The 26,824-nt window shown below is 69.4% G+C and carries 18 protein-coding genes; 4 read left to right on the plus strand and 14 right to left on the minus strand.

The genetic code is table 11. From position 1 onward, the window contains the following. Window positions 1-373: 373 nt before the first annotated feature. Window positions 374-496 carry a hypothetical protein gene (locus Ari01nite_RS50905; RefSeq protein ID WP_275410852.1) on the plus strand — a complete coding sequence of 41 codons (123 nt, stop codon included), beginning with the start codon at window positions 374-376 and terminating at the stop codon, window positions 494-496. A gap of 490 nt (window positions 497-986) precedes the next feature. Continuing rightward, window positions 987-2,696 carry a Xaa-Pro dipeptidyl-peptidase gene (locus Ari01nite_RS15480; RefSeq protein ID WP_239162778.1) on the plus strand — a complete coding sequence of 570 codons (1,710 nt, stop codon included), beginning with the start codon at window positions 987-989 and terminating at the stop codon, window positions 2,694-2,696. A 22-nt stretch (window positions 2,697-2,718) separates the two neighbouring features. Here Ari01nite_RS15480 and Ari01nite_RS15485 read toward each other — a convergent pair whose 3' ends face one another. From Ari01nite_RS15485 to Ari01nite_RS15500, 4 genes are all read right to left on the minus strand, one after another. Then, entirely contained in the window at window positions 2,719-5,424 is a 2,706-nt protein-coding gene (locus Ari01nite_RS15485) for a M48 family metalloprotease (RefSeq protein ID WP_203781932.1), read from the minus strand. Continuing rightward, window positions 5,421-6,077, minus strand: a complete 657-nt coding sequence (locus Ari01nite_RS15490; RefSeq protein ID WP_203781933.1) for a hypothetical protein — start codon at window positions 6,075-6,077, stop codon at window positions 5,421-5,423. Before Ari01nite_RS15490 ends, Ari01nite_RS15485 begins: the two co-directional genes overlap by 4 nt. A 19-nt stretch (window positions 6,078-6,096) precedes the next feature. Further along, window positions 6,097-7,260 (minus strand): glycoside hydrolase family 12 protein, encoded by a 1,164-nt coding sequence (locus Ari01nite_RS15495; protein ID WP_203781934.1) that lies wholly within the window; start codon window positions 7,258-7,260, stop codon window positions 6,097-6,099. Window positions 7,261-7,693: 433 nt separating this feature from the next. After that, window positions 7,694-8,848 (minus strand): winged helix DNA-binding domain-containing protein, encoded by a 1,155-nt coding sequence (locus tag Ari01nite_RS15500; protein ID WP_203781935.1) that lies wholly within the window; start codon window positions 8,846-8,848, stop codon window positions 7,694-7,696. Between the two features lie 91 nt (window positions 8,849-8,939). On the opposite strand from Ari01nite_RS15500, the gene Ari01nite_RS15505 reads away from it, so the two are divergent. Beyond that, on the plus strand, window positions 8,940-10,307 hold the full coding sequence (locus Ari01nite_RS15505; RefSeq protein ID WP_203781936.1) for a TrpB-like pyridoxal phosphate-dependent enzyme: 1,368 nt from the start codon (window positions 8,940-8,942) through the stop codon (window positions 10,305-10,307). A 20-nt stretch (window positions 10,308-10,327) separates the two neighbouring features. Further along, on the plus strand, window positions 10,328-12,214 hold the full coding sequence (locus Ari01nite_RS15510; RefSeq protein WP_203781937.1) for an alpha-glucuronidase: 1,887 nt from the start codon (window positions 10,328-10,330) through the stop codon (window positions 12,212-12,214). Here the strand turns inward: Ari01nite_RS15510 and Ari01nite_RS15515 are convergent. The 10 genes from Ari01nite_RS15515 to Ari01nite_RS15560 form a co-directional block, all read right to left on the minus strand. Continuing rightward, window positions 12,208-14,205 carry a beta-galactosidase gene (locus Ari01nite_RS15515; protein WP_239162779.1) on the minus strand — a complete coding sequence of 666 codons (1,998 nt, stop codon included), beginning with the start codon at window positions 14,203-14,205 and terminating at the stop codon, window positions 12,208-12,210. The two genes, Ari01nite_RS15510 and Ari01nite_RS15515, sit on opposite strands and share 7 nt — an antisense overlap. After that, window positions 14,202-14,867: a hypothetical protein gene (locus tag Ari01nite_RS15520; protein ID WP_203781938.1), complete on the minus strand. Its 666-nt coding sequence runs from the start codon at window positions 14,865-14,867 to the stop codon at window positions 14,202-14,204. Before Ari01nite_RS15520 ends, Ari01nite_RS15515 begins: the two co-directional genes overlap by 4 nt. A 1-nt stretch (window position 14,868) precedes the next feature. Continuing rightward, the gene (locus tag Ari01nite_RS15525; protein WP_203781939.1) at window positions 14,869-16,515 is read right to left on the minus strand and encodes an ABC transporter substrate-binding protein; all 1,647 of its coding nucleotides are present in this window, start codon (window positions 16,513-16,515) and stop codon (window positions 14,869-14,871) included. Between the two features lie 44 nt (window positions 16,516-16,559). Further along, window positions 16,560-17,468, minus strand: coding sequence for a carbohydrate ABC transporter permease (locus Ari01nite_RS15530; protein WP_239162780.1), 909 nt, complete (start codon window positions 17,466-17,468; stop codon window positions 16,560-16,562). Further along, entirely contained in the window at window positions 17,465-18,454 is a 990-nt protein-coding gene (locus Ari01nite_RS15535) for an ABC transporter permease (protein ID WP_203781941.1), read from the minus strand. The genes Ari01nite_RS15530 and Ari01nite_RS15535 overlap by 4 nt, the downstream gene beginning before the upstream one ends. A 223-nt stretch (window positions 18,455-18,677) precedes the next feature. Further along, window positions 18,678-21,023: a beta-L-arabinofuranosidase domain-containing protein gene (locus Ari01nite_RS15540; protein WP_203781942.1), complete on the minus strand. Its 2,346-nt coding sequence runs from the start codon at window positions 21,021-21,023 to the stop codon at window positions 18,678-18,680. 155 nt (window positions 21,024-21,178) lie between these two features. After that, window positions 21,179-22,861 (minus strand): CotH kinase family protein, encoded by a 1,683-nt coding sequence (locus Ari01nite_RS15545; protein ID WP_203781943.1) that lies wholly within the window; start codon window positions 22,859-22,861, stop codon window positions 21,179-21,181. Next, entirely contained in the window at window positions 22,861-23,538 is a 678-nt protein-coding gene (locus Ari01nite_RS15550; RefSeq protein ID WP_203781944.1) for a DUF4956 domain-containing protein, read from the minus strand. The genes Ari01nite_RS15545 and Ari01nite_RS15550 overlap by 1 nt, the downstream gene beginning before the upstream one ends. A gap of 4 nt (window positions 23,539-23,542) precedes the next feature. Further along, window positions 23,543-24,346: a polyphosphate polymerase domain-containing protein gene (locus Ari01nite_RS15555; protein ID WP_239162781.1), complete on the minus strand. Its 804-nt coding sequence runs from the start codon at window positions 24,344-24,346 to the stop codon at window positions 23,543-23,545. Window positions 24,347-24,515: 169 nt separating this feature from the next. Beyond that, entirely contained in the window at window positions 24,516-26,765 is a 2,250-nt protein-coding gene (locus Ari01nite_RS15560; protein ID WP_203781946.1) for a M4 family metallopeptidase, read from the minus strand. Window positions 26,766-26,824 lie beyond the last annotated feature (59 nt).

The raw sequence follows: 26,824 nt of genomic DNA on the forward strand, positions 1-26,824 counted from the left end.
GCCGCGAGGCGGGCCTCGACCAGGCCACCCTGGAGATCTGCCGGGCCGAGGCGGAACGCTGCCGGCCGTACTTCGTCCTGCTTCTGGGGGAGAGGTACGGCTGGCGCCCGCTCCCGCAGCGGATCACCGGCCGGCAGTCGCCCGACGCCCGCTGGTACCGGCGCGACACCAACGCGGTGCCGGCGTCGTTGCTGCTGCAGCCCCGAACCGGTGAGTTCGGCGTGTTCGCGAACCGGTACCGCCACCGGCTCGTCGTGGTGCACCTCGCCGACGGGCGCCACCACGAGACCGACGGGCTGGACGCGGCCCCGGACGTGCTGGTCGCGCACGCCGTACCCGGTCAGGGGCTGACCGCCCAGCCGGCGGCTTCCGGGTGTGGAGCGTCGCGGTCTCGGTGTGGCATCTGCGCACGCGGCAGCGGCTGGCCCGGGTGGAGCTGCCGGGCGAGGTCACCGCGGTCGCGACGGCGATCGACGGCGCCGCGCGGTCCGGATGACGTGGACGCCTGGCCACATCTGGCAGACGACGGTGGCGGCTCCGCCGGCCGGGCCGGGCCGTTACAAGTACCTGGTACGCCGGGGAGCCGCCGACCCGGAGTGGGAGCCGGGGCCCGACCGGACGGAATCTGCCGACCTCGACACCTTCTGGTCGCCGCCGAGGTTGGCGGGGTTCGCTGCGGAGTTCGCGCTTTGCGCTCAACGCTCAGTGTCGTCGGAAGGTGGGTGGGTGGCGGCCAGCCGTGATCGGGCGCCGGGTCGGTGATCCGGGTGGGTGGCGGGAAAGCGCCGGACGGGTGGGCGGCGCTCCTGCGTTCGGTTGGAGTAGGGATATGCCGAGGTCGGGGAGGCCAAAACATTGATGGCTGGCTATATCTTGGGCGGATGCGAAGCGTAGGCCTGTTGGCCGCCACCCTCAGTGCCCTCACCGTCGCGACCCTGTTGGGACCAGCACCCGCAGCGGCGGCGGCGCCGGAAAATACTCAACCTGTGCACGATTACACAACGGCCATCCGCGAGCGGGTCTGGGTGCAGACCGCGGTGGACAGTGATGCCGACGGGCAGCCCGACCGGGTGGCCGTGCGGATCATCAGGCCGGCCGCGACCGCGGACGGGTTGAAGGTGCCGGTGATCTTTCAGGCCAGTCCCTACTACGGCGGTATCCGGGGCGTCGCCGGCCACGACGACGTGGACCGGAGCGGCGTGGACTACCTGCTCGGCGAGCCGGCACCGGCCAAGGCCGAGCCACCGCCACCACCGACGTTCGGCGGGTACCTCGACAACTACTTCGTGCCGCGCGGCTACGCGGTGGTCTTCGCCGACAGCCTGGGCACCGGGCGGTCCGACGGGTGTCCGACCGCGGGTGGCAGCAACGAGGCGCTGGGCATGAAAGCCGTCATCGACTGGTTCAACGGGCGCGCGACGGCCGTCGACGCGGACGGGGCGCCGGTCGCCGCCGACTGGTCGACCGGGCGTACCGGAATGATCGGGGTTTCCTACAACGGCACCCTGCCCAACGCGGTGGCCGCCACCGGGGTCGAGGGGCTCGAGACGATCGTGCCGATCGCGGCGGTGTCCAACTGGTACGACTATTACCGTGCCAACGGTGGCGTCGTGGCGCCGGGCGGCTACCAGGGCGAGGACACCGACGTGATGGCGCGGGCCGTGCTGACCCGGGCGACGCCTGAGATCTGCGCCGAGGTGATGGCCGGGCTGACGCGCAGCCAGGACCGGGCGACCGGTGACTACAACGACTACTGGGCCGAGCGGAACTACCTGAACGGCGCCGGCTCGGTTCGGGCCAGCGTGTTCCTGGTGCACGGGCTGCACGACGACAACGTGCGCACCCAGCAGACCGGGCAGTGGTGGGAGGCGCTGGCGGCGCACAACGTACCGCGCAAGATCTGGCTGCACCAGGCCGGGCACACCGATCCGTTCGCGGTGCGGCGGGACGCCTGGCTCGACGCCCTGCACCGGTGGTTCGACCAATGGCTGTACGGGATCGACACCGGGATCATGAACGAGCCGATGGCCGACGTGGAGACCGCCCCGAACCAGTGGCGGACCGCGGACACCTGGCCGGTGCCGGGGACGCGGCGGGTCGTGCAGCCGCTCGGGTGGGGGCGCACGCGGCAGACCTTCGTCGACAATCCGTCGCGTACGGCCGCGCAGTTGGTGGCGAACGGCACCCAGGCCGACCCGAACCGGCTGGCCTATCTCTCGCCGCCGCTGGCCAAGGAGACCCGGCTGTCCGGCACCGCCGAGGTGACCATCCGCGCCGACATCCGCGGTGAGTCGCCCTACCTGACCGCGTTGCTCGTCGACTACGGCACCGGCGTGCGCTACGCCGGGACCCGGGCGCTGGCCGAGCAGGACTGCGTCGGTCCGAGCGTCTCCGGCGATTCGGGCTGTTTCAGCAAGCAGGAGTACGCGACCACGACCACACCGTACGAAATAGTCACCCGCGGCTGGCTGGACGTGCGCAACCGGCTCTCGCTCTCGCGCTCGTCGCAGGTGGTGCCCGGCCGCGCGTACACGTTCCGCTGGAAGCTGCAGCCCACCGACTACGTTTTCGCGCCGGGGCACCGGATCGGGCTGGTGCTGCTGTCCACCGAGCGCGACCACACGCTGCGCTACCCGGGCGGCACGGTGATCGGGGTGCGGCCCGGCGGCTCGTCGCTCACGCTGCCGCTGTCCTGACGAGGCGGGAAGTTCGTGGCCGCTATGACATCCGGGTCAATATCGTCTCGTCGGTATTGCCCGGATCGTCCTGCTGCGTCAGTCTCAGCGAGTCGCCCGAGCAGTGCGCGGTCTCTTTCCTGGGTACCCGCGGCGTGTGCCGTTCCGGACTCGTCTTGTCCCCGATGATGACGTCGTACCAGGCGTCGGCGTTCGGTCTCCCGTACCGGATCAAGCCGTTGTCGTGTTCGAAGCGGACGACGACCGCGCCGTGGTGCACGAGGCGGAGCTTCCCGCCGTTGATCGGGACGGCCGTCCGTTCCGGATCCGAGGCCACTACCACGGCGACCGCCGACTCGACGGTCGACTCACCGAAGTCGACGACTGCCATTCCGTCGGCGCGGAACTCGTGCACGACGCCCTCCCGGCGAAGTTCCACGACCAGACCTTCGACAGGGAGGAAGGAGCGGTGTGCGGTCTCCCGCCATTTGCCGAGGAGACAGTCGGTCCGCCGGTTGGGGCTGGCATCGCCGGCGAGCACCAGCCAGTTGGTGTGGTTGAGCGTGGCCGCGGCGCCGAGCGTGCCGATCAGTGCCACTCTGGCCACCACCTGGCGAAACTCGTGGAAGCGCATCGTGGAGGTGGCTCGTCGTTTCGTTCGACGACCGCGTACCAGGTGGCCGGCCGCGCGCCCGACGAGCATCGCAGGTATCGCCGCGACCGTGCCGAGCACGACGCTGAAATGCCAGAAAGTCTGCGAGGCCTGCATGTCGACCGGCTGCCAGCAGCCGATCGACAGGAAGGCGGCGCAGTAACCCGGAGCCGACCCGAATGTCACGATGACCGTGCTGATTGTCGACGTGACGCAGAGCGCTGCTACCGCGTGCACCACGCGCATCCGGCCGGCGACTGCCATTGCCGTGGCGGCGGCCAGCGCCCCGACGGCCACGGTGACCGCGAGAAAGACGTCCGGGCCGCTTCGCATCCACTCGTCGATCGCGTCATTGCCGCGATCGGGCTGGTAGGCCGAGTGGATCGCGGCGAAGTGCAGGCCGAAGCAGAGAGCGAAGGCCGCCGCTCCCGCGAGGCCGAACCGGACCCCGCGGCGGCCCGGCGGCCGGGCCAGCATCAGCGGAGCCACCGCGGCGAGCAGGATGCCGAGGACAACCCAGGGATACGACCAGGTGGCGACGAAAAACAGCTGGCTGCGCGGCCACAGCGCAACCGCTTGGAGGAACTCGACCGCGTTGGCGTACCACCGGCCGGCCTCCCCCGGGAGTGGCGCAACAGTGAGCGCCGGGCGCCCGAGAAACCCCTCCACGGACAGGGCCATGCGGCCACCGCGGAGGGTGAACCACATATTCAACCAGGGCGTCGCCGCGACGGCGGCCACGGCGGTGACCACGTACCACGTGCTGCGGGCGTGCAACGGCACGCCGGTAGCCGCCGATCGGGCCCAGGCGGTCACCAGCAGAGCGCCGATGATCAGCGGAATAGCGGTAACGACGAGGTCTGCCACGGACGGCGAGTCCTGACGGAAACCGAGAAGTACCCAGCCGTCCCCGGACGTGTTGACGAGCGCCACCGCGTCACCCACCAGGAAGCCCGCCATGAGCACGAGGGGATACGTCGCCGTCCGCAGCGGTGACCGGTCGCCGAGCAGCTGCGCCCGGAACACCGCGTACACCAGGGCCAGACACATGAAGCCGGCGACGAACAGCACATTCGTCAGATCCGCGAGGTGGGTGGCTCCGGGCATCGCGATGAAGAAGAAGATGGAGTTGTTCTGGAGGCAGACCGCCGCCGCGATACCGACACCGAAAAGTTGACCGAGTCTCGGCCGGGACACCTGCGCGGGGTCGTCGAGGACGGCGATCCTGGCCTTCGGTTTCGGATGTTTCGACGTCAGCAGGTCGACCACGGCAAGCCGGCCGCGGTCACGCTTGCCGGCCTGGTCGAACAACTCGTGCAACGCAGATCGGGCCGCTGGGTCGAGCGTGCCCTGCCTCGACTCCCATTCGGCCGAGAGGATGTCGGCGTGGTGTTCCCGGAGCCTCAGGATCGCGTTGCGGGTCAGAAACACGAGCAGCGTCAGAACGACGAATGAGACGGTGTTAGGGACGGCCTCGGCCAGCTCTGCCGCCAGGCCATGCCGGCCGACCACGATCGACAGGGTCGTCATCGCGACCATCAGCGGCAGGGCGGTCACGGTGAAGGCACGCCAGATCGCGACGGTCCACATGGCGATGTCCACGTCCCGGTGCCGGAGGTGCGCGAGCTCGTGCAGGACGACGGCCCGGAACGTCGCCGGAGTCAGCACGCTCGCCTTGGCCAGTCCGGCGTTGACCTGCACATAGCGGCGGCCGGCGTGCCCGAACGCGACGGCCCGGGTGCTCTGCCGCCGGGCCGCGAGGAGGAACACCGGCGTGCGCACGCCGGCGACGTCGCAGAGACCCTGCAGATCCTCGATCAGCTCCGGGGCGCTGGACGCATCGATCCGGCGGAGCCTGCGGCGGCGGCGTATCCACCACGGAGCCGCCAGGTACAGCAGGCCCGCCACACCGAACACCGCGAGCAGGCCGCCCGCGACGGTCTCGGTCCTGGTCAGGTTGAGGTCGAGAAACGTCTCGCGGACAGCGAGGAACTGTATCGAAGAGGTCGCGCTGACCGCCGTGACGAGCAGGACGAACAGGGAGGTCGTCCCGGCCGGTCCGGTGTTCCGGCCGTCGGGAGGCACCGCCGTGGTCATGCTTTCGGCGCGTCCTCGTTCGCCCCGGCCCCGATCGTGAGGTCCGTGATCATGCGGATCATGTCCTCCGACACCTGCCCTTTCACCGAGATCTCGGTGACGATCCGGCGGACGGTGACCTCGGTGCCGGGCGGGAGGTCCAGAACGGGTGTCTGGTCCGCGGCAGTCTTGCGAGGTCTGATCATACGCTGGACGGCGGCCCGGGCGGCGTCGAGCGAACGGTTCGCCGCCGCCTGGACGACGCTGTCGCTGAGGTATCTGACGACCTCGGCAGAGATGGCCAGCACGATCGGGGTCACCACCGGCAGCACATCCCCGACCCCGATGCCGAGCATGTCGTCGCTGTCACCGTCGAGCCGGAAGGCGTTCCTCGGATCCTCGAAATACTCGTCCGCCTGGAGCGAGAACATCCGCAGCTCCTCGGGCGCCACCGCGGCTACGATCTCCTTCGCGAGGGTGCGGACGGCCGTCTCGTCGATGTCTCCACGCATGGCACGGAACTTAAACACATGGGGGGTACGCGCTGACGTCGCTCGCGGTGTCTGGTTTCGGTCAGGCCGGCGGTCGAACCCGGACAGTGGCCCGTTCGTCGGATGCGTGACCGGGCAGACGACGCGCCGCCCGGCCGGCGAGCCGGACGGCGCGTCATTCACACCGTTTCTCGGGAGAGCCCTAGCTGACGTTCAGCGTGTAGTTGTTGACGGTGAAGTTGGACTGACCGGCGGTGCCGGAGATCTCGAAGCCGTACTGCAGCTCACCGACCGTCACGTCGCCCCACCAACCGGCGGTGTTCCGCAGCCAGTTCATGAGCGCCAGCAGGTCGATGTTGCCGGAGTTGGTGTCGCTGGTGCGCAGGAACGAGAACACCGCGTTGGCGCCGTTGGAGCCGCGGTAGACGTTCCAGGTGTGCCCGCCCAGGTTGACGTTGCGGTAGTTGGGCACGGCGCCGTTGGCGTCGTAGGACTCGGCGATCGGGCCGACGTTGCCCTGGTAGTTGGTCCAGATCATGACCTCGTACGCGTGGTTGTTGGCCCAGATGTCGTAGGTGGCGGAGAAGTCGCCGTCGCCGGGGACGGTGGTGTTGAACGAGCCGGTGACCGAGCCGAGGGAGCTGAGGGTGCGGTTGAGCGTACGGCTGACGTTGGGGTAGGTCTTGACTCCGCTGGTGCGCGGGTGGTTCGCCTCGACGCCCCAGTTCTGCCAGCTGCGGGCCCAGATGGTCTGGGATCCGGCGCCGCCGCCCCACAGGTTGTTGTAGAGCGTGTAGTTGCCGCTGGTCCAGTTGTCCCACTGGCCGGAGGCGACCCAGACCGCATCCGACGGCACGCCGTTGGTGGGCGGCGGGGTGGTCGGGTTGCCGGTCGGCGGCGGGCTGGTGGTGGGCCGGGTGGTCGGCGGCGTGGTGGTCGGGCCGGTGGTCGGCGAGACGCCGCCGGTGCAGGTGGTGCCGTTGACCGCGAAGCTGGACGGCACCGGGTTGCTGCCGGTCCACGAGCCGTTGAAGCCGAACGACGCGGTGCCGTTGGTGGCGATCGAGCCGTTGTAGCCGGCGTTGCGGGCGGTGACGGCCGAGCCGCTCTGGGTCACGGTGGCGTTCCAGGCCTGGGTCACCGTCTGGCCGGCCGAGTAGGACCAGGTCAGCGTCCATGAGCTGAGCGGGTCGCCGACGTTGGTGATGGTGACGTTGGCGCCGAAGCCGCCCGGCCAGGTGCTGCTGATGGTGTAGGCGACCCGGCAACCGGCAGCGGCGGACGCCGGGAGGGCGGTGAGGACGCCGGCCGCGGCTGTGATGGCCGTCGTAGTCACCAGGGCGAGCGCGAGATTACGTCTGCGCATGTCGGTCCAATCTGGAGGGCTGTCCACATCGCGGTCATCGAAGCGCTTCGACGGTGGCATCGCGGAGTTCATGAACGTCAATGTGGTATTGCGCAGATGTTAAGAGCCGCCGCTGCGAAATCGCAACATCCCGATTAACTCGACTTCGGCCATCTTCCGAGTTGTGCCATTCCCGGGTGCCGCTCTCCCGGGACACTGGTTTCCGCCGATCAGCCACCATTGCCGGCGGCCGGTCCCCCCGCACCTCCCACCCTGCTAAACGCCGTCGAACGCTCATTACGAGTGCCTGGTTAGAGGTACTTTTCGGATATGTTCCGGGTGGGTTGCCGCATCGCGGGACAGTGGGGTCAAGGGCTGAGATGGTGAGCCGCCATCGGGTCGCGGCGATGCCAGGAGTCTGACAAATCGCCCACCGCGACGGCTGGGTGCTCCACTATTGCGGATGGCTCACGACCACCTTGCCGGGTCCGGTGTGCCAGGCCAGGAGGCACTCGCCCTCGGCCACCGCGGCGTCGACCTGCTCCGGCGCCGGCCGGGTGAGCAGATCGATCCGAAGTTCCGGCGAGGCCGCGTCGATGGTCCAGGTGCCCGCCACCCGGCCGTCGATCAGCAGGAACCGGGCGCCCGCCACGCTGAGCGAGCGGTGTGCGTCGCCGATGATCCGGCTGCGGTCGTCAAAACCCAGGACCGCATTGTCGAACGCCGGCAGGAAGCGCGGCGGTACCGCGATGTCCGGATCGGGCAGCACCCCGTCCGGAATGTCGAACAATTCCCGGCCGCGCAAATCCCGGAATGTCCGCAATTGAGGCCGCAGCCGGTTAAAGGATTCGCGCAGTCCGGACAACCCCGACCACGCGCGCATATCGGAGCTGGTAGCCGGCCCAAATGCCGCTAAATAGCGCAATAAAAGCTCGTCCATTACGGCCGAAAGGGATGGGCTCAGGGCGGCGGAGGGCGCGGCGGTGTCGGAAGGCGCGGTGTCGGCTGCCGGCGGCGGCGTTGTGGGGGCGAGGGCCGGGGCGGTGCCGAGCCAGGCTTCGATGGTGGTGTTGCGGGCCGGGGCCTTCTGACCCCAGACCCCGCGCGGGGGCACCTGCACCAGCGGCACCAGGGAGCTCAGCGCGTCGCCGAGCACCCGGGCCGGCACGTCCGGCCAGCGGTCGCCGACCGCGCGGCCCACCTCGGACAACGTGCTCGGCGTGCGCGCGAAATGCGGACGCCCGGCGGCGGTCAGCTCGGCCGGGTCGACGCCGGTCAGGTCGCGCTTCAGCACCGCGAGCATCCGGGCGGCCAGCATCGGCTGGTGCAGTTCGCGCAGTGCCAGGCAGTCGGCCGCGGTGACCAGGTGCAGCGTGCGCCGCATCAGCAGGGTCCGCACCGCCCGCCGTCCTTCGAGTTCCGCGACCAGGTCGTCCGGGCGGAATCCGGTCAACCGGCTCCAGAGACCCACGTACGGCTCCATCGGCTCTTGGGCTTGCAGGCCGACCAGGTGGGTGAGCGCGCCGGCCACCGGCAACTCGCGGCGTGAGAGGAGCAGCTGGCGGTGCATCAGTGCCCGGTTCAGGGTGCGGTTGTCCAGGACGGTCATCCGGTCAAGTTATCCGCCATTGCGGTCAAGAACCGACCGCTATCGGCGGAATATGTGGAGCGGGACGGCCCGTGTGCTCCATGATCGGGCCATGACCGCCGACGCGACCAAGATCCTGTTGTCCGAATCGGAGATGCCCCGGCGCTGGTACAACATCGTGCCGGACCTGCCGAGCCCGCCACCGCCGCCGCTGCACCCGGGCACGCTCCAGCCGGTGGGCCCGGACGACCTGGCCCCGCTGTTTCCGATGGCCCTCATCGAGCAGGAGGTGACCGCCGAGCGGTACGTCGACATCCCGGACGAGGTGCAGGAGGTCTACCGCCTGTGGCGCCCGTCGCCGCTGTACCGGGCGCACCGCCTGGAAAAGGCGCTCGGCACCCCCGCAAAGATCTTTTACAAGTACGAGGGGGTGTCGCCGGCGGGTTCGCACAAGCCGAACACCGCGGTGCCGCAGGCGTACTACAACGCGGCCGCCGGTGTCCGCCGGCTCACCACCGAGACCGGCGCCGGGCAGTGGGGCACCGCGTTGGCGTTCGCGTCCGCGCAGTTCGGCCTCGAGTGCGAGATCTGGCAGGTGCGGGCGTCGTACGACCAGAAGCCGTACCGCAAAATCATGATCGAGACCTTCGGCGGCACCATCCACCCGTCGCCGTCCGAGCTCACCGAGGCCGGCCGCCGGGTGCTGGCCGCCGACCCGGACTCGCCGGGCTCCCTGGGCATCGCGATCAGCGAGGCGGTCGAGGTGGCCGCCCAGCACGCCGACACCAACTACGCGCTCGGCAGCGTGCTCAACCACGTGCTGCTGCACCAGACCGTGATCGGCGAGGAGGCGATCGCCCAGCTGGCCAAGGTGGGCGCGACCCCGGACGTGATCGTGGGCTGCACCGGCGGCGGCTCCAACTTCGCGGGGCTGGCCTTCCCGTTCCTGCGCGAGAAGCTGGCCGGCACCATGAACCCGGTGATCCGCGCGGTCGAGCCGGCCTCCTGCCCGTCGCTCACCCAGGGGAAATACGCGTACGACTTCGGCGACACCGCCGGGATGACCCCGCTGATGAAGATGCACACCCTCGGCCACGACTTCATCCCGGACCCGATCCACGCCGGTGGCCTGCGCTACCACGGCATGTCCCCGCTCATCTCACACGTCTACGAGCTGGGTCTGATCGAGGCGGTGGCCAAGAACCAGAAGGAGTGCTTCGAGGCCGGCGTCACTTTCGCCCGCAGCGAGGGCATCATCCCGGCGCCGGAGCCGACGCACGCGCTGGCCGCCTGCATCGAGGAGGCGTTGCGCTGCAAGGAATCCGGCGAGGAGAAGGTCATCCTCACCGCGCTGTGCGGGCACGGCCACCTCGACCTGGCCGCGTACGGGCGCTACCTGGCCGGCGACATGGTCGACCACGAGTTGTCGGCGGACGCGGTCGCGGCCGCCATGGCCGGGCTGCCGAAGGTGCCCGCGTGACGGGCTGACAGACTGGACAAGTGAAGATCGTCGATGCCGCTTGGCTGCCGTCCGAGGCCTGGCGGCCGATCGGGAGCCGCCGGGTCCGGGTGACCGGATCCGGCGCGCTGGTGGACACCGTCCGGGACGAGATCCGCGCGGCCGGCGGCAGCCTCGACCCGGACGGCGATCTGGTGTTCACGCTCGGCGGCGACCCGGACCGGCTCGGCGAGGAGGGTTTCGAGGTCGACGGCGACGTGGTCCGGGCGGCTGCCCCGCACGGGCTGCTGCACGGCCTCTTCCACATGCTTCGTGGCGGCACCGCGGGCACCCAGAAGCCCGCGTTGGCCCGGCGGATGCTGGACCACTGGGACAACGTCGACGTGCACCCGGTGATGGGCCAGGTCGAGCGGGGTTATTCCGGCGGCTCGCTGTTCTGGCAGGACGGCGAGCCCCGGCGCGACCTGACCCGGGTCCGCGCCTACGCCCGGCTGCTGGCCGCGTCCGGCATCAACGCGGTCGCGCTCAACAACGTGAACGTGCACGCCACCGAGGCGCACCTGCTTACCGACCGGCTCGGCGAGGTGGCCGAGCTTGCCGGAGTGTTCCGCCGATACGGCATCCGGGTGCACCTCTCGGTGTCGTTCGCCGCGCCCGTGCACCATGGGCTGGGGACCGCCGACCCGCTCGAGGACGAGGTTCGGGAGTGGTGGTCGAAGGCGACCGCGAACGTCTACGCGACCATCCCGGACTTCGGCGGCTACCTGGTCAAGGCCGACTCCGAGGGTCAGCCCGGCCCGTTCAGCTACGGCCGTTCGCACGCCGACGGGGCGAATCTGCTGGCTGCGGCCCTGGCCCAGTATGGCGGCGTGGTGCACTGGCGGGCCTTCGTCTACAACCACCGGCAGGACTGGCGGGACCGCAGCGTGGACCGGGCCCGGGCCGCCTACGACCATTTCACCCCGCTGGACGGCACCTTCGCGGACAACGTCGTGCTGCAGGTCAAGCACGGTCCGCTCGACTTCCAGCCGCGCGAACCGGTGTCGCCGCTGATCACCGCGCTGCCCGGCACCCGGCTCGCGGTCGAGTTCCAGGTGACCCAGGAGTACACCGGCCAGCAGCGGCACGTCTGCTACCTGGCCCCGATGTGGAGCGAGCTGCTGCGCGGCACCGGCGGCCCGGCCATCGCCGAGCACGCTGCCGAGCTGGTCGCGGTGGCGAACACCGGCGACGACCCGTTCTGGACCGGGCACCCGCTCGCGCAGGCCAACCTGTACGCGTTCGGCCGCCTCGCCTGGGACCCGGCCGCCGACCCGCTCGCCGTGCTCGACGAGTGGATCACGCTGACCTTCCCGGCCGCGCCCGGGCTGCTGCGGGACACCCTGCACGAGATCATGGACGGGTCCTGGCGCAGCTACGAGCGCTATACCGCGCCGCTCGGCGTCGGCTTCATGGTGCGGCCCGGCCACCACTACGGCCCGGACGTGGACGGCTACGAGTACACGCCGTGGGGCACCTACCACTTCGCCGACCGGGACGGGGTGGGCGTGGACCGCACGGTGGCCACCGGCACCGGGTTCGCCGGGCAGTACCCGTCGCCCTGGTCGCAGACCTACGAGTCGCCCGGCAGCTGCCCGGACGAGCTGGCCCTGTTCTTCCACCACCTGCCGTACGGCCACGTCCTGCACAGCGGCCGCACGGTGATCCAGCACATCTACGACACGCACTTCGCCGGCGCGCGGGAGGCCGCCGCCATGCGCGAGGCGTGGCGGCGGGTGTCCGGCGTCGTCGCGCTGGACCGGTACGAGCGGGTCGCCGCCCTCCTCGACGAGCAGGTGCGCTCGGCCGAGGAGTGGCGCGACCAGGTCAACGCTTACTTCTTCCGCAAGTCCGGGGTGCCGGACTGGGAGGGTCGCCGGATTTACTGAAGGAGCAGTACGTCCTTCGGCGCCAGCCGGATCGTGCTGCCCCGGGTGACCCGGTCTCCGGTCAGCAGGTCGGTGGCGTCGGCGCGGGCCACCAGCTCGGCCGGCTCGGACCCGTGGTTCAGCAGGAAGGTGAACCGCCGGCCGTCCGGGGCGACCCGTTCGGCCACCTCGACGCCCGGGACCGGCGGGAACGGGCCGCGCAGCCCGTGCCGGTCCAGCACCTGACCCACCACCCGGTCCACACCGGGCTGGTCCAGCCGGGTGGCCACGTACCAGGCCTCGCCCTCGCCGAACCGGTTGCGGGTGACCGCGGGAGATCCGGCATAAAAATCATGGGTGTACGTGGCGACCGTCTCGGCGCCCTGCGGGATCACGATCTCGAAGACCAGCGAGCCGCCGGCGGTGGTGTCGTCGCCGAACCGGACCGGGTTGATGACCTCGGCCGGCCGGGCGTCCCACTCGTCCACCCGGATGCCCAGCAGCTCACCGAGCGGCCCCGGCACGTCGGCCAGGAATGCGTTGTCGTCCTCGTCGACCCGGCCGGACAGGAATGTGGTGAGCACCGTGCCGCCGCGCCGGGCCACCTCGGCGAGCCGGGCCGCCAGGTCGCCCTTCACCATGTGCAGCACCGGGGCCACCACGACCTCGTACCCGGAAAGGTCGGCGGTCACCGGCAGCACGTCGACGCCGACCCCGGCCGTCCACAGCGCCCGGTAGTAGTCCAGCACCACCTGGTGGTAGCGGACCAGCCGGGACGGACCGTCCGAGATCTCCAGGGCCCACCAGCTGTCCCAGTCGAACAGCACCGCGACCCGGGCCGGGGTACGCGCGCCGAGGATCGCGTCGCCGGCCTGCTCCAGCTCGGCGCCCAGCTCGGCCACCTCGCGGAAGACCCGGGTGTCGTCCCGGCCGGCGTGCCCGATGACCGCGCCGTGGTATTTCTCGCTGGCGCCCTTGCCGGCCCGCATCTGGAAGAACAGCACCGCGTCGGCACCGTGCGCCACCGCCTGCCAGCTCCACAGCCGCATCACGCCGGGCCGCTTCAGCGGGTTTACGTCCCGGCAGGCGGTGGTGCTCGGGGTCTGCTCCATCAGCCAGAACGGTGCGCCGCCCTTGATGCCGCGGATCAGGTCGTGCCAGAACGCCATCCACTCCGGCAGGTCGTCGCCGGGCGGGTAGTTGTCCCAGGACGCGAAGTCCAGGTCGGCGGCCCAGCGGTGGTAGTCGATCGGGCGGTACACGCCCATGAAGTTGGTGGTGACCGGGGTGTCCGGGTCGGACTCGCGGATCGCGGCCTTCTCGTCCCGGAAGTTGGTCAGCATCGCCTCCGACATGAACCGCAGATAGTCCAGCGTGATGCCCTGAAAGGCGGTGTGGTCGGGGCCGCGCCAGTGCTCGGTGAGCGCGGACGGCGGTTCGATCTCGTCCCAGTCGCCGAACGTGTGCGACCAGAACGTGGTGTACCAGGCCTTGTTGAGCCGTTCCAGCGAGCCGTACCGGTCGCGCAGCCAGATCCGGAACGCGGCCGCGCAGTGCTCGCAGTAGCAGGCGCCGCCGTACTCGTTGCCGACGTGCCAGGCGACGACCGCCGGATGGCCGGCGTAGCGGGCGGCGAGCCGGCGGGCCATCTCGGCGGACAGCCGGCGGAAGACCGGCGAGCTGGGGCAGGAGTTGTGCCGCTGGCCGTAGCGGTGTCTGCGGCCCTCGAAGTCGACCCGGGTCACCTCGGGATGTTTCCTGGCCAGCCAGGCCGGGTGCGCGCCGGTGCCGGTGGCCAGGCAGATCTGGCGGCCCTCAGCGGCGGCCCGCTCGACGATCCGGTCCAGGATCGTGAAGTCGTACGTGTCCTCGGCCGGCTGGGTGAGTCCCCAGGTGAACACCCCGACCGTGAGCGTGTCGATCCGGGCCGCCCCGAACAGCCGGTGGTCGTCGTCCCAGACCTTCTCGGGCCACTGCTCCGGGTTGTAGTCCCCGCCGTACCGCAGCTTCAACGGACGAACCTCTCCTCGATCTCGGTGCGCATCGGCCGGCAGGTGCGCAGCAACGCCGCCGCGAACCCGGCGGCGGCCAGCGTCAGCACGGCCTCGGACCAGAACAGCACGACGGCGACGGCGGCGACCGCGAGGCCTGCGACGCCCAGGGTCTGCACCAACCTGCGCAGCAGGAAATACCCGGCCAGGCGGGCGGTGTCGCGGGCGCGGAACTCGTACAGCGACGCGATCACCAGGGCGTTGGCCTGCCACAGCGCGGCCAGCACGGCGAGCGTCACGACCGGGACCGGCCACCAGCCGTGCGCCAGATTGACCCCGAGGACCGTCTCCCAGGCCAGCCACGGCACCCAGAGCTTGAGCACGCCGGCCGCGTTCATCCGGTAGCCGCGCAGGAACTGCCGGGCCGGGGTCAGGTCGGTCAGGTCGGTGCTGCGGTGCCGCAGCGCGTACACGGCCGCGGACAGGGCCGGCCCGACCGGGACCGCGCACAGCGCGACCAGCGGCAGGTTGCTGACGTCCCGGTCGAGCAGCACGAGCGGGATCAGGCCGGCCGCCCCGGTGGCCAGGAACAGCACCTGGACCACCAGGAGCGTGTGCACCAGGGCGGCCGCCCGGGCGAGCGGTCCGTTGCCGAACCGCTGCCCGGTTTCGATCGCGGTCATCTCACTTGTTGCCCTTGAACCGCTCGTGCGCCTTGTTCATGGTGTCGAGGTACTTGTCCATGTTCTTGCCCTGCAGTTCCTTGACGTACGCGTCCCACTCGCTGAGCGGGCGCTGGCCCAGGATGAACCGCAGCGTCTGCTGGTTGACGTGGTCCTTGAGCGCGGTGCCCCAGAGCGTCATCTGCTCGCGCTCCTCGACGGTCAGCGGCGCGGGCGGGTCCACCGGGCGGGTCTGCCGCTTGTTCATCTCGGCCTGGAACGCCTTCTCCTCGTCGGAGAACTGCGAGTTGAGCATCGCGGTGCTGCCGCCGTACGCGAAAACGCCGTTGAAGAAGCCGTAGTCGACCTGCAGGTCCTTGGGCGCGCCCGGGTTGAGGCCGGCCCACTTGATCTGCGGGTTGAGTTTGAACGAGCCGTCCTCGACCTTCCCGGTGTAGGTGTCGCCCTCGATGCCCCACTTGCTGAACATCAGGCCGGCGTCGGAGTACCAGAGCCAGTCGATGAACTGCATCATGGCCACGAAGTTCTTGCTCTCCAGTGCCGCCTTCGAGATCATCACGCCGTTCTCCAGGCGGGAGTCGCCGGACAGCGTCGGTCCCATCGGCCCGGTCGGCAGGATCATCTTGGCCACGGTGGCGCCGGGGATCTTGGCGATGTCCTTGCGGGCCTCGTTCACCACGGTCTGGGCGTTGGCGCTGATCACGAACGACTTGCCGTTGGCGAACTTCTGCCGGGCGATGTCGTCGGTCTGGGTGAAGCTCTCCGGGTCGAGCAGCTTCTCGGTCACCAGCGTGTTCAGGTAGGTGAGCATCTGCCGGTACGCGTCGGACGCGCCGGGGAAGACGAACTTGTTCGCGGTCGCGTCCCAGCTCTGGTTGCGGTAGGCCCAGCCGGCGTAGGTGCCGTACGCCGTGCTGAGGATGCCGAGCAGGTTGTTGGCGCCCGGCTGCGGCGGGGTGCTCCACCGGTCCGAGAACGGGTACACGGCGGGGTACGCCTTCTTCATCTCGCGCAGCACCGTGGTGAGGTCGTCCCAGGTGGCCGGGCTCTGCAGGCCGAGCTTGGTCATGATGTCGGTGCGCACCGCGAGCGAGTAGTCCTGCCAGGGACCCTCGTGCAGGCCGGGCAGCAGGTAGTACTTGCCGTCCTGCTGCTTGTAGCCGTCCAGGTTGCCCTGCAGGTTCCAGCGGGCCACCTTGTCCTTGTAGTGCGGCATGAGGTCGATGTAGTCGCTGACCGCGATGATCGCGCCGCCGGCGATGTACGCCTCCTCGTCCGGGTGGTAGGTCTTGGGGATGATGAACGGCGCGTTGCCGGCGCTCACCATGACGCTGCGCTTCTGGTTGTAGTCGCTGCCCGGGATGGCGGTGGCCTCGAGCGTCACGTTGGTGCGCTTGGTCAGCTCGGCCAGCATCGGCCAGTCCGCCTTGTACGGGTAGGCCTGGTTGCTCAGCATCATGATCGAGAACTTCAGCGGCTCGGTGGCCTTGAACTGGTCACCGGCCTTGAAGGACTCCATCGCGCCGGCCTTCTTGTCGTCCAGGCCGGCACCGCCTTCGGAGCCGTCGTCGCCACAGCCGGCCGCCAGGCCGGCCACGGACGCGGCGCCGGCCGCGGCGAGTAAGGAACGTCGGGACAACTGAACCATGGGGAACACTCCTGTGAGGATGGGGAGGACAGGCTCACCGGCGGTCAGCCCTTGACGGCGCCGAGCATCACGCCGGAGACGAAAAATCGCTGGATGAACGGGTAGACGAGCATGATCGGCAGCATGGTGAGCACGATCGTGACGGCCTGGATGTTCGCCGCGATCTGCAGCGCGGCCTCGCTCGTGGCGGTGTTGTCCGTGCCGCCGGTGGCACCGGCGATCAGGTTGCGCAGGTACACGGTGACCGGGAACAGTTCCTGCTTGTCCATGTAGAGGAAGCCGGCGAACCACGAGTTCCAGAACGCGACCGCGTAGAACAGCAGCATGGTGGCGAGCACCGCCTTCGACAGCGGCAGCACGATGCGCCACAGGGTCCCGTACGTGCCCATGCCGTCGACCGCGGCGGCCTCCTCCAACTCGGTCGGCAGGCTCTCGAAGAAGGCCTTCATGACCAGCAGGTTGAAGACGTTGATCGCGTTCGGCAGCACGATCGCCCACAGCGAGTTGCGCAGGCCGAGCGAGCTGACCAGCACGTAGTTCGGGATCAGGCCGCCGTTGAAGAACATCGTGAAGACCGCGATCCCGACCAGCAGGCTGCGGCCCTTGAGCTGGCGTTTCGAGAGCACGTACGCGTAGCAGGTGGTCAGCACGAGGGCGATGGCGGTGGCGACCACGGTGTAGATCACGGTGTTCTGGTAGTTGGTCCAGAACATCGCGTCGGTCATGACCTTCTCGTACGTGGTCAGGTTGAACCCGCGCGGGACCAGCGTGACCTGCCCCGACCGGATCTCCTGCTCACCCGAGAACGAGCGGGCCACGATGTTGACGAACGGGAACAGCGTCACCAGCACCACGCCGGTCAGCACCACGGCGTTGAACACCTGGAAGGCGCGGTATGCGCGGGTCGGCTTCGGGCCGCGGGGGCGGGTCTTCCCGGTTTCCAGCAGGGTCACCACAGGCTCGTTCCCACCGCGCGCCGGGACAGGTAGTTGGCACTGAGCACCAGGGTCAGGCCGATGACCGACTCGAACAGGCCGATCGCGGTGGCGTAGCTGAAGCTGCCCGACACGATGCCGACCCGGTAGAGGTAGGTGGAGATGACGTCCGCGGTCGGGAAGGTCAGCGGGTTGTAGAGCAGCAGCACCTTCTCGAAGCCGACCGCCAGGAACGCGCCGATGTTCAGGATCAGCAGCGTGATCATCGTGGGCCGGATGCCCGGCAGCGTCACGTGCCAGGTCTGCCGCAGCCGTCCCGCGCCGTCCACCCGGGCCTGCTGGTACAGGTCGTCGTCGATGGTGGTGAGCGCGGCCAGGTAGAGGATCGTGCCCCAGCCGACGGTCTGCCAGATCTCGGACGAGACGTAGATGGTGCGGAACCAGCCGGGCTCCTGGATGAAGGAGATCGGGTCGTTGCCGACCGCCCGCAGCGCCTGGTTGATCACGCCGTCGACCGAGACGGTCTGCAGCACCAGGCCGGCCACCACCACGATGGACAGGAAGTGCGGCATGTACGAGATGGTCTGCACCGCGCCCTTGAGCCAGCGGGTGCGCACCTCGTTGAGCAGCAGGGCCAGCACGATCGGCAGCGGGAAGCAGAACAGCAGGGTCAACCCGCCCAGAATGATCGTGTTGCCGAAGACCTGCCAGAAGGTCGGGTCGGCGAGGAACATCCTGAAGTAGTGCAGGCCCACCCAGTACTCGCCGAACAGGCTGCCGCCGGGCTGGAAGCGCCGGAACGCGATGACGTTCCCGAACATCGGCAAATACCGGAAAATCGCAAAAAACAGCAGGGGTACGACGGCCAGCGAGTACAACTGCCAGTCCCGGCGCACGGCCTCGCGCCAGGTCCGCTTGCGGGGCCGCAACGGTGGCGCGGACGGGGCGGCGGCCGGGTCCGGCGGCGGCACGGCGACCGAGTCCATCGTGCTGGGCAGGGTCATCTCGCCGTTCCCTTCCGTGACGCACGCCGACGACCAACCGAACGAAAGTTTCGGTTGCGCTGGCTATCTTCCGGAAAGCTAGGGGTAATATTCACACCTGTCAACCCCTTGACTGTTGCTCGGGGCTGCGCTTTCCCGGCCTGTTGCGGGATCGATACCAACAAGAAGCCCGGCCGACCGCTGCCGAAAATTTCGGGCGGCCGACCGGGCGGGATTTTCGGTATCAGCTGACCGCGACGAGGCGCCAGTTGTTGTCGGCGCTGCCGTTGTCGGCGTCCTGCACGACCTGGGCGCCCCAGGTGCTGGAGGCGTTGAGGATGCCCAGGAGCTTGCCGCTGTTGACGTTGCGGATGCGGTAGGTGCCGTTGCCGTTGTCGATCAGGGTCCAGCGGTGGTCGGCCGTGCCGGTGTCGCCCCACTGGAGAACCCGGGCGTTGTCGGCGGTGGACATGTTCTCCACGCCGAGGACCTTGCCGCTGTTGCCGTTGCGGAACCGGACGTTGCTGCCGTCGGTGATGCGCTCCCAGCGGTGGTCGGCGGTGCCGGTGTCGCCCCAGCCGACGGCCAGGCCGCCGTCGGCGGTGGACATGTCCCGGATGCCGAGGACCAGCCCGGTGCCGACGTTGACCAGCTTGTAGTAGGTGCCGCCACCGCCGGTGCTGCCGGCCGCGTTCCAGTAGACGGTGTAGTTGTAGCCGTGCGCGTCGGAGAACGGCGCCAGGTTGACCGTGCTGCCGCCGGCGGTGGCCGTGAAGGTGAGCGCCGACGTGCTGGTCCGGGTGATCGACGAGACGGTCAGCGACGGCAGGGCGGACAGGCTCGTGTTGCCGTAGTTGCCGGCCAGCACGCTGGGCCCGTACGTGATCGCCTGAATGGAACTGTTGTCGTTGGCGGCCTGCATGATCACTCGCATCGGCAGCCGGACGGCGATCGTGTCACCGGCGGCCCAGGTGCGGGTGACCGTGGCGTAGCTGCCCGGCGTCGCGGTGACCGACTGCGCGGTGCCGTTGACGCTGATCGTGGCGCCGGTGGTCCAGGACGGGATCCGGAACCGGATGCTCCACGAGCCGCTCATGCTGCCGGAGAGGGTCAGCGTGGTGGTGTCGCTCGCCGGGTAGGAGGTGGCCTGGGTGACCGTGATGCCGCGCTGGGTCCAGGACAGCGTGGACGGCACGTACAGGTTCACGGTCAGCGTGGTGCCGTTGTAGAAGTAGATCGAGTCCATCAGCTTGGTGTTGGTCTCGATGCCGGTGCCCTGGCAGCACCAGAAGCTGTTGTAGTCGGTCGACCAGGTGCCGCCGCCCCACGCCGGTCCCACGCCGCGCCGGCCGCCGGCCCGCAGCGGGGTGAAGTAGGTGATGTGCCCGTGGCTGCTGCCCGGGTCCTGCGCGCCGATCATGTGGTTGAGCAGCGCCCGCTCGTAGAAGTCGAAGTAGTTGGCCCGGTCCGGGTAGAGCAGCCACAGCTCCCGGGTCAGCTTCAGCATGTTGTACGTGTTGCACTGCTCGCACGTGTCGTTGGTGAGGTACCCGGCGATGGCGTTCGGCGGCCGGAAGTGCTCGGCCTGGCTGTTGCCGCCGATCACATAGGTGTGCGCGTTGACGGTGATGTTCCAGGCGTTCGCCGCGATGTCCCGGTAGCGGGTCGTGCCGGTGGCCTTGTACTCGCGGGCGGCGCCGATCCACTTCGGCACCTGGGTGTTGGCGTGCAGGCCGTTGAGCTGGTCGGAGTTCGAGGCGAGCGGGTTGAACACCGAGGCGTGGTCGAAGCGCTGCGCCACGGTCAGCCAGCGCTGGTCGCCGGTCTGCTGGTAGATGTCGGCCATGACCTCGTTCATGCCGCCGAACTCGGTGCCCAGCATCGCCTGCATCTGCGCCGACGACAGCCGGGAGGTGCGGGTGTCGACCCAGCCGGCGAGCGCCAGCAGGACGGTGCGGGCCTGGTCGTTGCCGATGTAGCGCCAGGCGTCCAGCAGCCCGGCGAGCGTCTTGTGGATGCAGTAGTACGGCACGTTGCCGTTGGACAGCGTGCGATTTTCCACCGCGGTGATGTCGGCCTCCGGGAAACCGGACAGGTAACCCGCGGTGAACCCGGCCGCGCTGTTGTTGGCCTGGCACTTGGCGAGCTCGGCGACCATCTGGTTGGCCTTGTCCCGGCACGTGGTGTCACCGAGCACCGCCCACGCCTGCGCCCACGCGGTCAGGAAGTGCCCCTGCATGTGCGAGCGGAACGGGAACGTGGGCGCGTCCCAGCCTCCGTTCGCGGTGGCGCCGTTGGTGGACAGGCGGTGGTTGGCGCGGAACACGTAGAGCAGCCGGTTGACGTCGACGAACCGCAGGTAGGTGAGCGTGCGGTTCTGGTTGTCGAGGAACCGCCCGGAGTTGAGCCGCACCTGACCGAACGTGAAGGGGAACGCCGCGGCGCCGATGTCGGACCGGGCCGGGGGAATGATCGCGGCGCCGGCTGCGGTCGAGGTGGCGAGAACGGTGCCGCCGGCGGTGGCGGCTATCGCGCCGGCGCCGGTGACCTGCAGGAGGCGACGGCGACTGATGGGGGAGGAGGACGACATGAAACGCTCCGGATCCGAAGGGTGTTGTCGTCCGGCCGCGGGGAGTGGCGCGATGGGGAGGCGCGGCGCAGTCGGAAAACGATTTCCTCCGCATCCTGCCAGACCGTTTCAAGGCGTTTCAAGAGCGCGCCGCCGCCGTCCCAAGTTACGGTTTTTCAGCCCCCGATCAGCGGCTCCGCGGCGAGTGCGGCCCGCCGCTCGGCCACCAGCGTCCGCAGGCCCGCGGCGTCACTGTCCAGAGCGGCCGCGTCACCCCCCGCCGCCTTGGCCATGGCGGCGATCCGATCCACGGCCGCGGCGGCCGTGCCGTCGCCATAGATTTTCTGGTACAGCTCCCGGTAGGCGTCGTCGTAGGTCTTGGTGAACGCCGCCGACGCCAGGAAACGCTCCTTGAGCTTGTGCCCACTCATCCCACGGAAACCCGCGCCGCCCTGCCGCCACCCACCGGGCGGCGCCGGCTCGCCCTCCGGCACCTGCACGACGGGCGCCTGGCCCCCCGGCGCCTGGCCCCCGGGCACCTCCCCAGCGGGCGCCTCGCCGGGCGGCTGCGCACCCGGGCCTTGCGCACCCGGGCCTTGCGCACCCGGGCCTTGCCCGCCCGGTGGCTGCCCGCCCGGGACCTGACCGCCGCCGTCCGCCCGGCGACGGAAGCCGCCGAAGCCGCCCGCCTCCCGCGGTCCCTGGCTAGCGTCGCCGCTCAGGGCCAGGTTGAGGTCCCAGGTGAGCACGCTGAATTTGGTGGTGTCCAGGTTGTAGTACAAATAGTAATTGCGGCCCGGGCCGGACATGTCGTCAAAATTCAGGAGCAGGTTTTGCAGGGCTGCATATTTGGCGAATGATTCCACGTCCAGGCGGTCGGCCAGGCCGGCGGCGAACTCAGCGTCGGAGGCGTTTTCGACCCAGCGGATCAGATCGATCACCGGTTGCAGGTCCTGGCTGCCCTTGCGGTTGATCTGGTCGAAGTCGTCCTGGTAGGCGGTCTGGTCGGCGCCCTGGTCGGTGAACTGGCCGCCGGCCAGCGACTTGTACAGCACGCCGTCGCCGGTCAGGTCCTTGGCGTACTCCTGGTCGGGGTGCTCGACCAGGAGGCGGGTCACCGTGGGACGGTCGTTGACGGTGAACGAGGAATAGCTGAACCGCTGGCTCGGCTCGCCGGACCGGGCCACCAGCGCCAGCGCCACCGCTTCGTTCAGCCCGGTGGTGCTGGCCATGCTGGTCGCCGGGCGCACCGCGATCTCGGAGCGGCCCTGATAGCGGCGCCCGTCCACGAACTCGTCGAAGCTGATCAGCCAGGGCAGGTTCTCCGGTTCCTCCGCCTTGAGGTTCGACATGCCGCCCGGACCGCGGCCGCCGCCCTCGATGACCCGGAAGTTGTCCTCCGCGCCGGGGGGCGGCCGCTCGATCCGCCGCCCGCCGCCCTCGTTGCCGGTCGCGCGCTGCCCGTTGCGGGTCAGCCCGCCCAGCGTCGAGTTGCCCTTGAGCCGGATGCCGACGTCGTCAATGCGGGTGCCGTCGAGCACCAGGTCGGCCTGGAGCCAGTCCTTGCCGCCCTCGGTGAAGTATTCGTCCAGCATCCGGTTGTAGTCGTCGGCCGCATAGGTGAGCGTGATCGTGTGCGGCTGCGAGGTGTCGAACAGGTCGGTCCGCCCGGCGACGTCCACCGTCACGTCGTCGGACTCGGCCCGCTGGTCGCTGGTCACGAACGGGGTGATCCGGCTGGTGCCGACCATGCCGACCAGCACCGCGAAGAACACGCCGGAAGCCGCCACCACGCGCCAGTGGTGCCGCAGGCGTACCGGAATCCGGTGTTTTAAAGCCCGGCCTTTTAGAGTTGGCATCAGAGGTCGGTCTGGTCGTAGCCGGTGAGGATGGTGACCCGCTGCCCGGAGGTGCGCTCGCGCAGTGCCCCGATCAGCGCCGATGGTTCGACGCCCTTGCGCAGCTTCACCGTGTACATCAACTCGGTGAGCGCGCCGCCCTGTATCGACTCCATGCTGACCAGTTCGAACTCGCTGGTGTGCCGGATCAGCACGTCCTGGATGCCGTCGCTGTAGTCGTCGTCGGCCGGCACCTGCACCTTGACCACCTGGCGCTGCACGTTGAGCTGGAACCAGTTGAACCGCTGCATGACCACCACGACCAGGCAGATCGCCACGGTCGCGATGACGGCCAGCAGATAGAACCGGGTGCCGCAGGCCATCCCGATGCCCATCACCAGGAAGATGAACCCGACGTCGCGGGTCTCCTTGATGGCGTTCCGGAACCGGATCACCGACAGCGCGCCGACCAGCGCGAACGCCCGCGCGATGTTGGAGCCGACAACCAGCATGATGAGCGAGATGATCATGCCGAGGATGACCAGTGTCTGCACGTACGACTGGCTGTACGAGACGTTGCGGTGGGTGGCCCGGTAGACCCAGCCGATCGCCGCGCTGAGCACGAACGACAACGACAGCGCGATGGCGATGTCGCCGACGCTGAACGTGCCGGAGAGGTCCTGAACGTTGAGGTCCATGCGGTCAGCGCTCCGTGAGTGTTTCGGGGACGTGGTGTACCGACCGGGGTGCCCGGCCGAAGGCCTCGATGCTCTGGCAGTACTTGGAGACCCGGACCACCGAGAGGTTGCGCCGGGCGGTGAGGTCGGTGAGCCAGTACGGCACCCGCTCGTTGGCCTTGACCTCGAGCACCGCGAGATGGGGCGGGATGATGAAGCGGTTCTGCGCGTGCGGGTCACCGAGATACAGGTCGCGGTCCCGGCCGCGCACCCGGTGGTCCAGGGTCACCCGCAGGCCGACGTCGGCATTCCGGCCGATGTACGCCTCCCGCCGGTAACCGGTCATCGAGACCGGCCGCAGTTCCAGCCCGCCGACCAGGCCGAGCACCTCTTCCAGGAAGGCGCGCCCGGACCCGCCGTACTCGATCATCTGTCGCTCGTCGCAGAGCCGGCGCGCCTCGCGGTAGGGCACGGTGACCCGGCGTTTCTGGGTGACCCGGTTGACCCGCTGCTTGATCTCGACGAACACCGGGGTGTCGTCGTCGGCGTGGTCGCCGTACAGCCGCAACCGAAGCTTCCGGCGGAAGCGCAAGCCCTCGATCTTCTCCCAGTAGAACCGCAGGTGCGGGGTGTCGTAGTAGACGCTCCACACGCTGTAGCCGCCCTGGCCGGCGAACTCGTCGACGTCGAGACGGTGGCGGAACTCGGCGCGCAACTCGTCGACCAGCGAGCGGTCGACCAGGTACTTGATCTCGTACCGGTTGAACGCGTGCAGCCGGCTGGGCGCGCGCAGGGCATGACCGGCCTCCGCCGCCGGTTCCGCGATCAAGGCCGTCTCCGGCGATGGCCGCCGCGCTCGTCTGAACACACCCACAGCCAACCCGCCCCGGCTCGGAACAAACTCAAAAGAAGTGGGGAACAACCTGGTAAACGGGAGCTGAACAAACAAACGTCCCGCCCGGCCATCATGACCGGGCGGGACAGTACTGCGGAATCGCCTAGAGCGACAGCTTCCAACCCTCCAGCGCGCCGCTGTCCAGCGTGGCGGCGTCGCGCACCTGGAGGGTCCAGGTGCCGTTCGCGGTCTCGCTGCTCAGATCGACCGTGAACGTCTGGTTGATGTTGTCGTTCGTGCCGCCCGATCGGTTGTGCAGGACGTAGCCGGTGCCGTCCGGGGCGAGCAGGGTGACCGCCAGGTCGCCGATGTAGGTGTGCCGGATGTTGACCGTCACGGCGCTGGTGGCCGACGGCGGCCCGTCGCACCCGCTGACGGTGATCGGGCTGGTCACCGTCGCGTTGTCCGGGACCGTCACGGTCTGCAGGTTGCTGCCGTTGCAGCCCGGCCCGCTGTTGGTGGTGACGGTCAGGGTGGCCGAGCGGGTCATCGACGCCGCGGTCGCGGTGATCGTGATCGGGGCCACCCCGGCGTCGATCCCGTCGGCCGCGGTGACCGTGACGGTGCTGGGCTCACCGGCGGTGACGGTCGGCGGGTCGAACGACACCGTGACGCCGGTGGGCGTGCTGCCGGCCGAGAACGTCACGGTTTCCGCCGTGCCGTTGACCACCGCGGTGGTCGCGGTGAGGGTGACCGACGCGCCCGGGTCGACCGCGGTGTTCGGGGCGCTCAGCGTCAGCGAGAAGTCGTTGCCGGCCGAGCAGACGTCGTTGCCGGCCACGTTCACCGAGGTCCAGGCGGCGCGCACGGCCTTGTACTCGGTGCCGCACAGGCCGTACAGGTCGGCGGCCGCGGCCAGCGTGTACGCCCGCGCCGTGTTGCCCGGGTTCGCCGTGTTCACGTAGCCGGTGTTGGACACGAAGTAGGTGTCCAGCGCCCGGAACCAGATCTTCGCCGCCTTGTCCCGGCCGATGCCGACGACCGCCTCGGCGGAGCCGCAGACCGGCGAGGTGCCGAACGCGGTGGCGCCGGTGCCCTCGGCCAGGTTGAAGAAGAAGTGGTTGGCGACGCCCGACGAGTAGTGCACGTCGATGCTGCGGGTGGTGCTCGACCAGCAGCCGTGCGACGAGCCGTCCAGGGTCGGGTTGTACATGTAGCGCAGCGGCTTGCCGGTGCCGGCCAGGCCCAGCTCCTCGCCGATGCCGTAGTCGCCCGGGTCCTCCGCGGTGTTCGCGTGGAACTCGACCAGGCTGCCGAAGATGTCGCTGGTGGCCTCGTTCAGCCCGCCGGACTCGCCGGAGTAGGTCAGGCCGCCCGGCACCACGGCGTCGGTGACACCGTGCGACATCTCGTGCCCGGCCACGTCCAGCGACACCAGCGGCTTGGTGTTGCCGGCGCCGTCGCCGTAGGTCATCTGCCGGCCGTCCCAGAACGCGTTCACGTACGCGTTGCCGTAGTGCACCCGGGACGGCACGCCCTGGCCGTTGCCGAAGATGCCGTTGCGACCGTGCACGTTCTTGAAGTAGTCGAAGGTCACCGCCGCGCCGAAGTGCGCGTCCACCGCGGCCGACTGCCGGTCGGTGGCGGCGCCGTTGCCCCAGGTGTTGTCGGCGTCGGTCAGCACCGCGCAGGTGCCGGACGTCCGGTTCTGCATGTCGCAGGTGGAGCCGTTGCCGCGCAGGGGGTCGGTGAGGCTGTACGTGCTGCCGGACAGCGTGGTCTCGATCGGCACCTGGCCGGAGTACACGCTGTTGCCGGTGCCCGCGACGCTGTGGATCTCGTCGTGCGAGCCGACGACCGCGCCGCTGGTCGCGTCGGTGATCACGTGCAGGCGGGACGGGGTCTGCCCGTCCGGCTGCCAGCCGCTGACCAGCGTGTCGTAGGACAGCTTGCCGGTGCCGCTGCTCGCGTCGACGAAGAGTTCGGGCGTACCGGTCGAGGTGACCTTGCCCTCGAACTCCGCGGTCGCGGTCCTGGCGGCCTGGGCCGCGACCACCGTGGGCTTGGTGGCCAGCGACAGCGGTTTGGTGAGGCCGACCGAACTGCCGGCGTAGTCGCCGTTCGCCTTGGTGCGGACCACCAGGTCGCCGCCGTACACCCGCAGGCCCTGGTAGGTCCGGGTGTAGCGGACCGTGCCCCGGCCCTCGCGGTCGGTCTTGCTGCTGTACACGCGGTATTCGTCCTGCGCCGAGGTGCGCAGGGTGGCGGCGTTGTTCTTCAACGCCTCGCCGGCGTCCGCGATCAGCGACGACCCGGGTGTGTCGGGCGTAGCGGCCGACGCGATCTGGGTCGCCGCGATAACGCCCCCGCCGGCCAGTGCGATCGCCCCGACCAGCGCGATTGCTGTTCTCACTCGTTCCTCCCCACGATGACGGAAAAAGATATCCGTCGATATGAGGAATGATCCTGGAC

The organism is Paractinoplanes rishiriensis, from assembly GCF_016862375.1.
Lineage (GTDB): Bacteria > Actinomycetota > Actinomycetes > Mycobacteriales > Micromonosporaceae > Actinoplanes > Actinoplanes rishiriensis.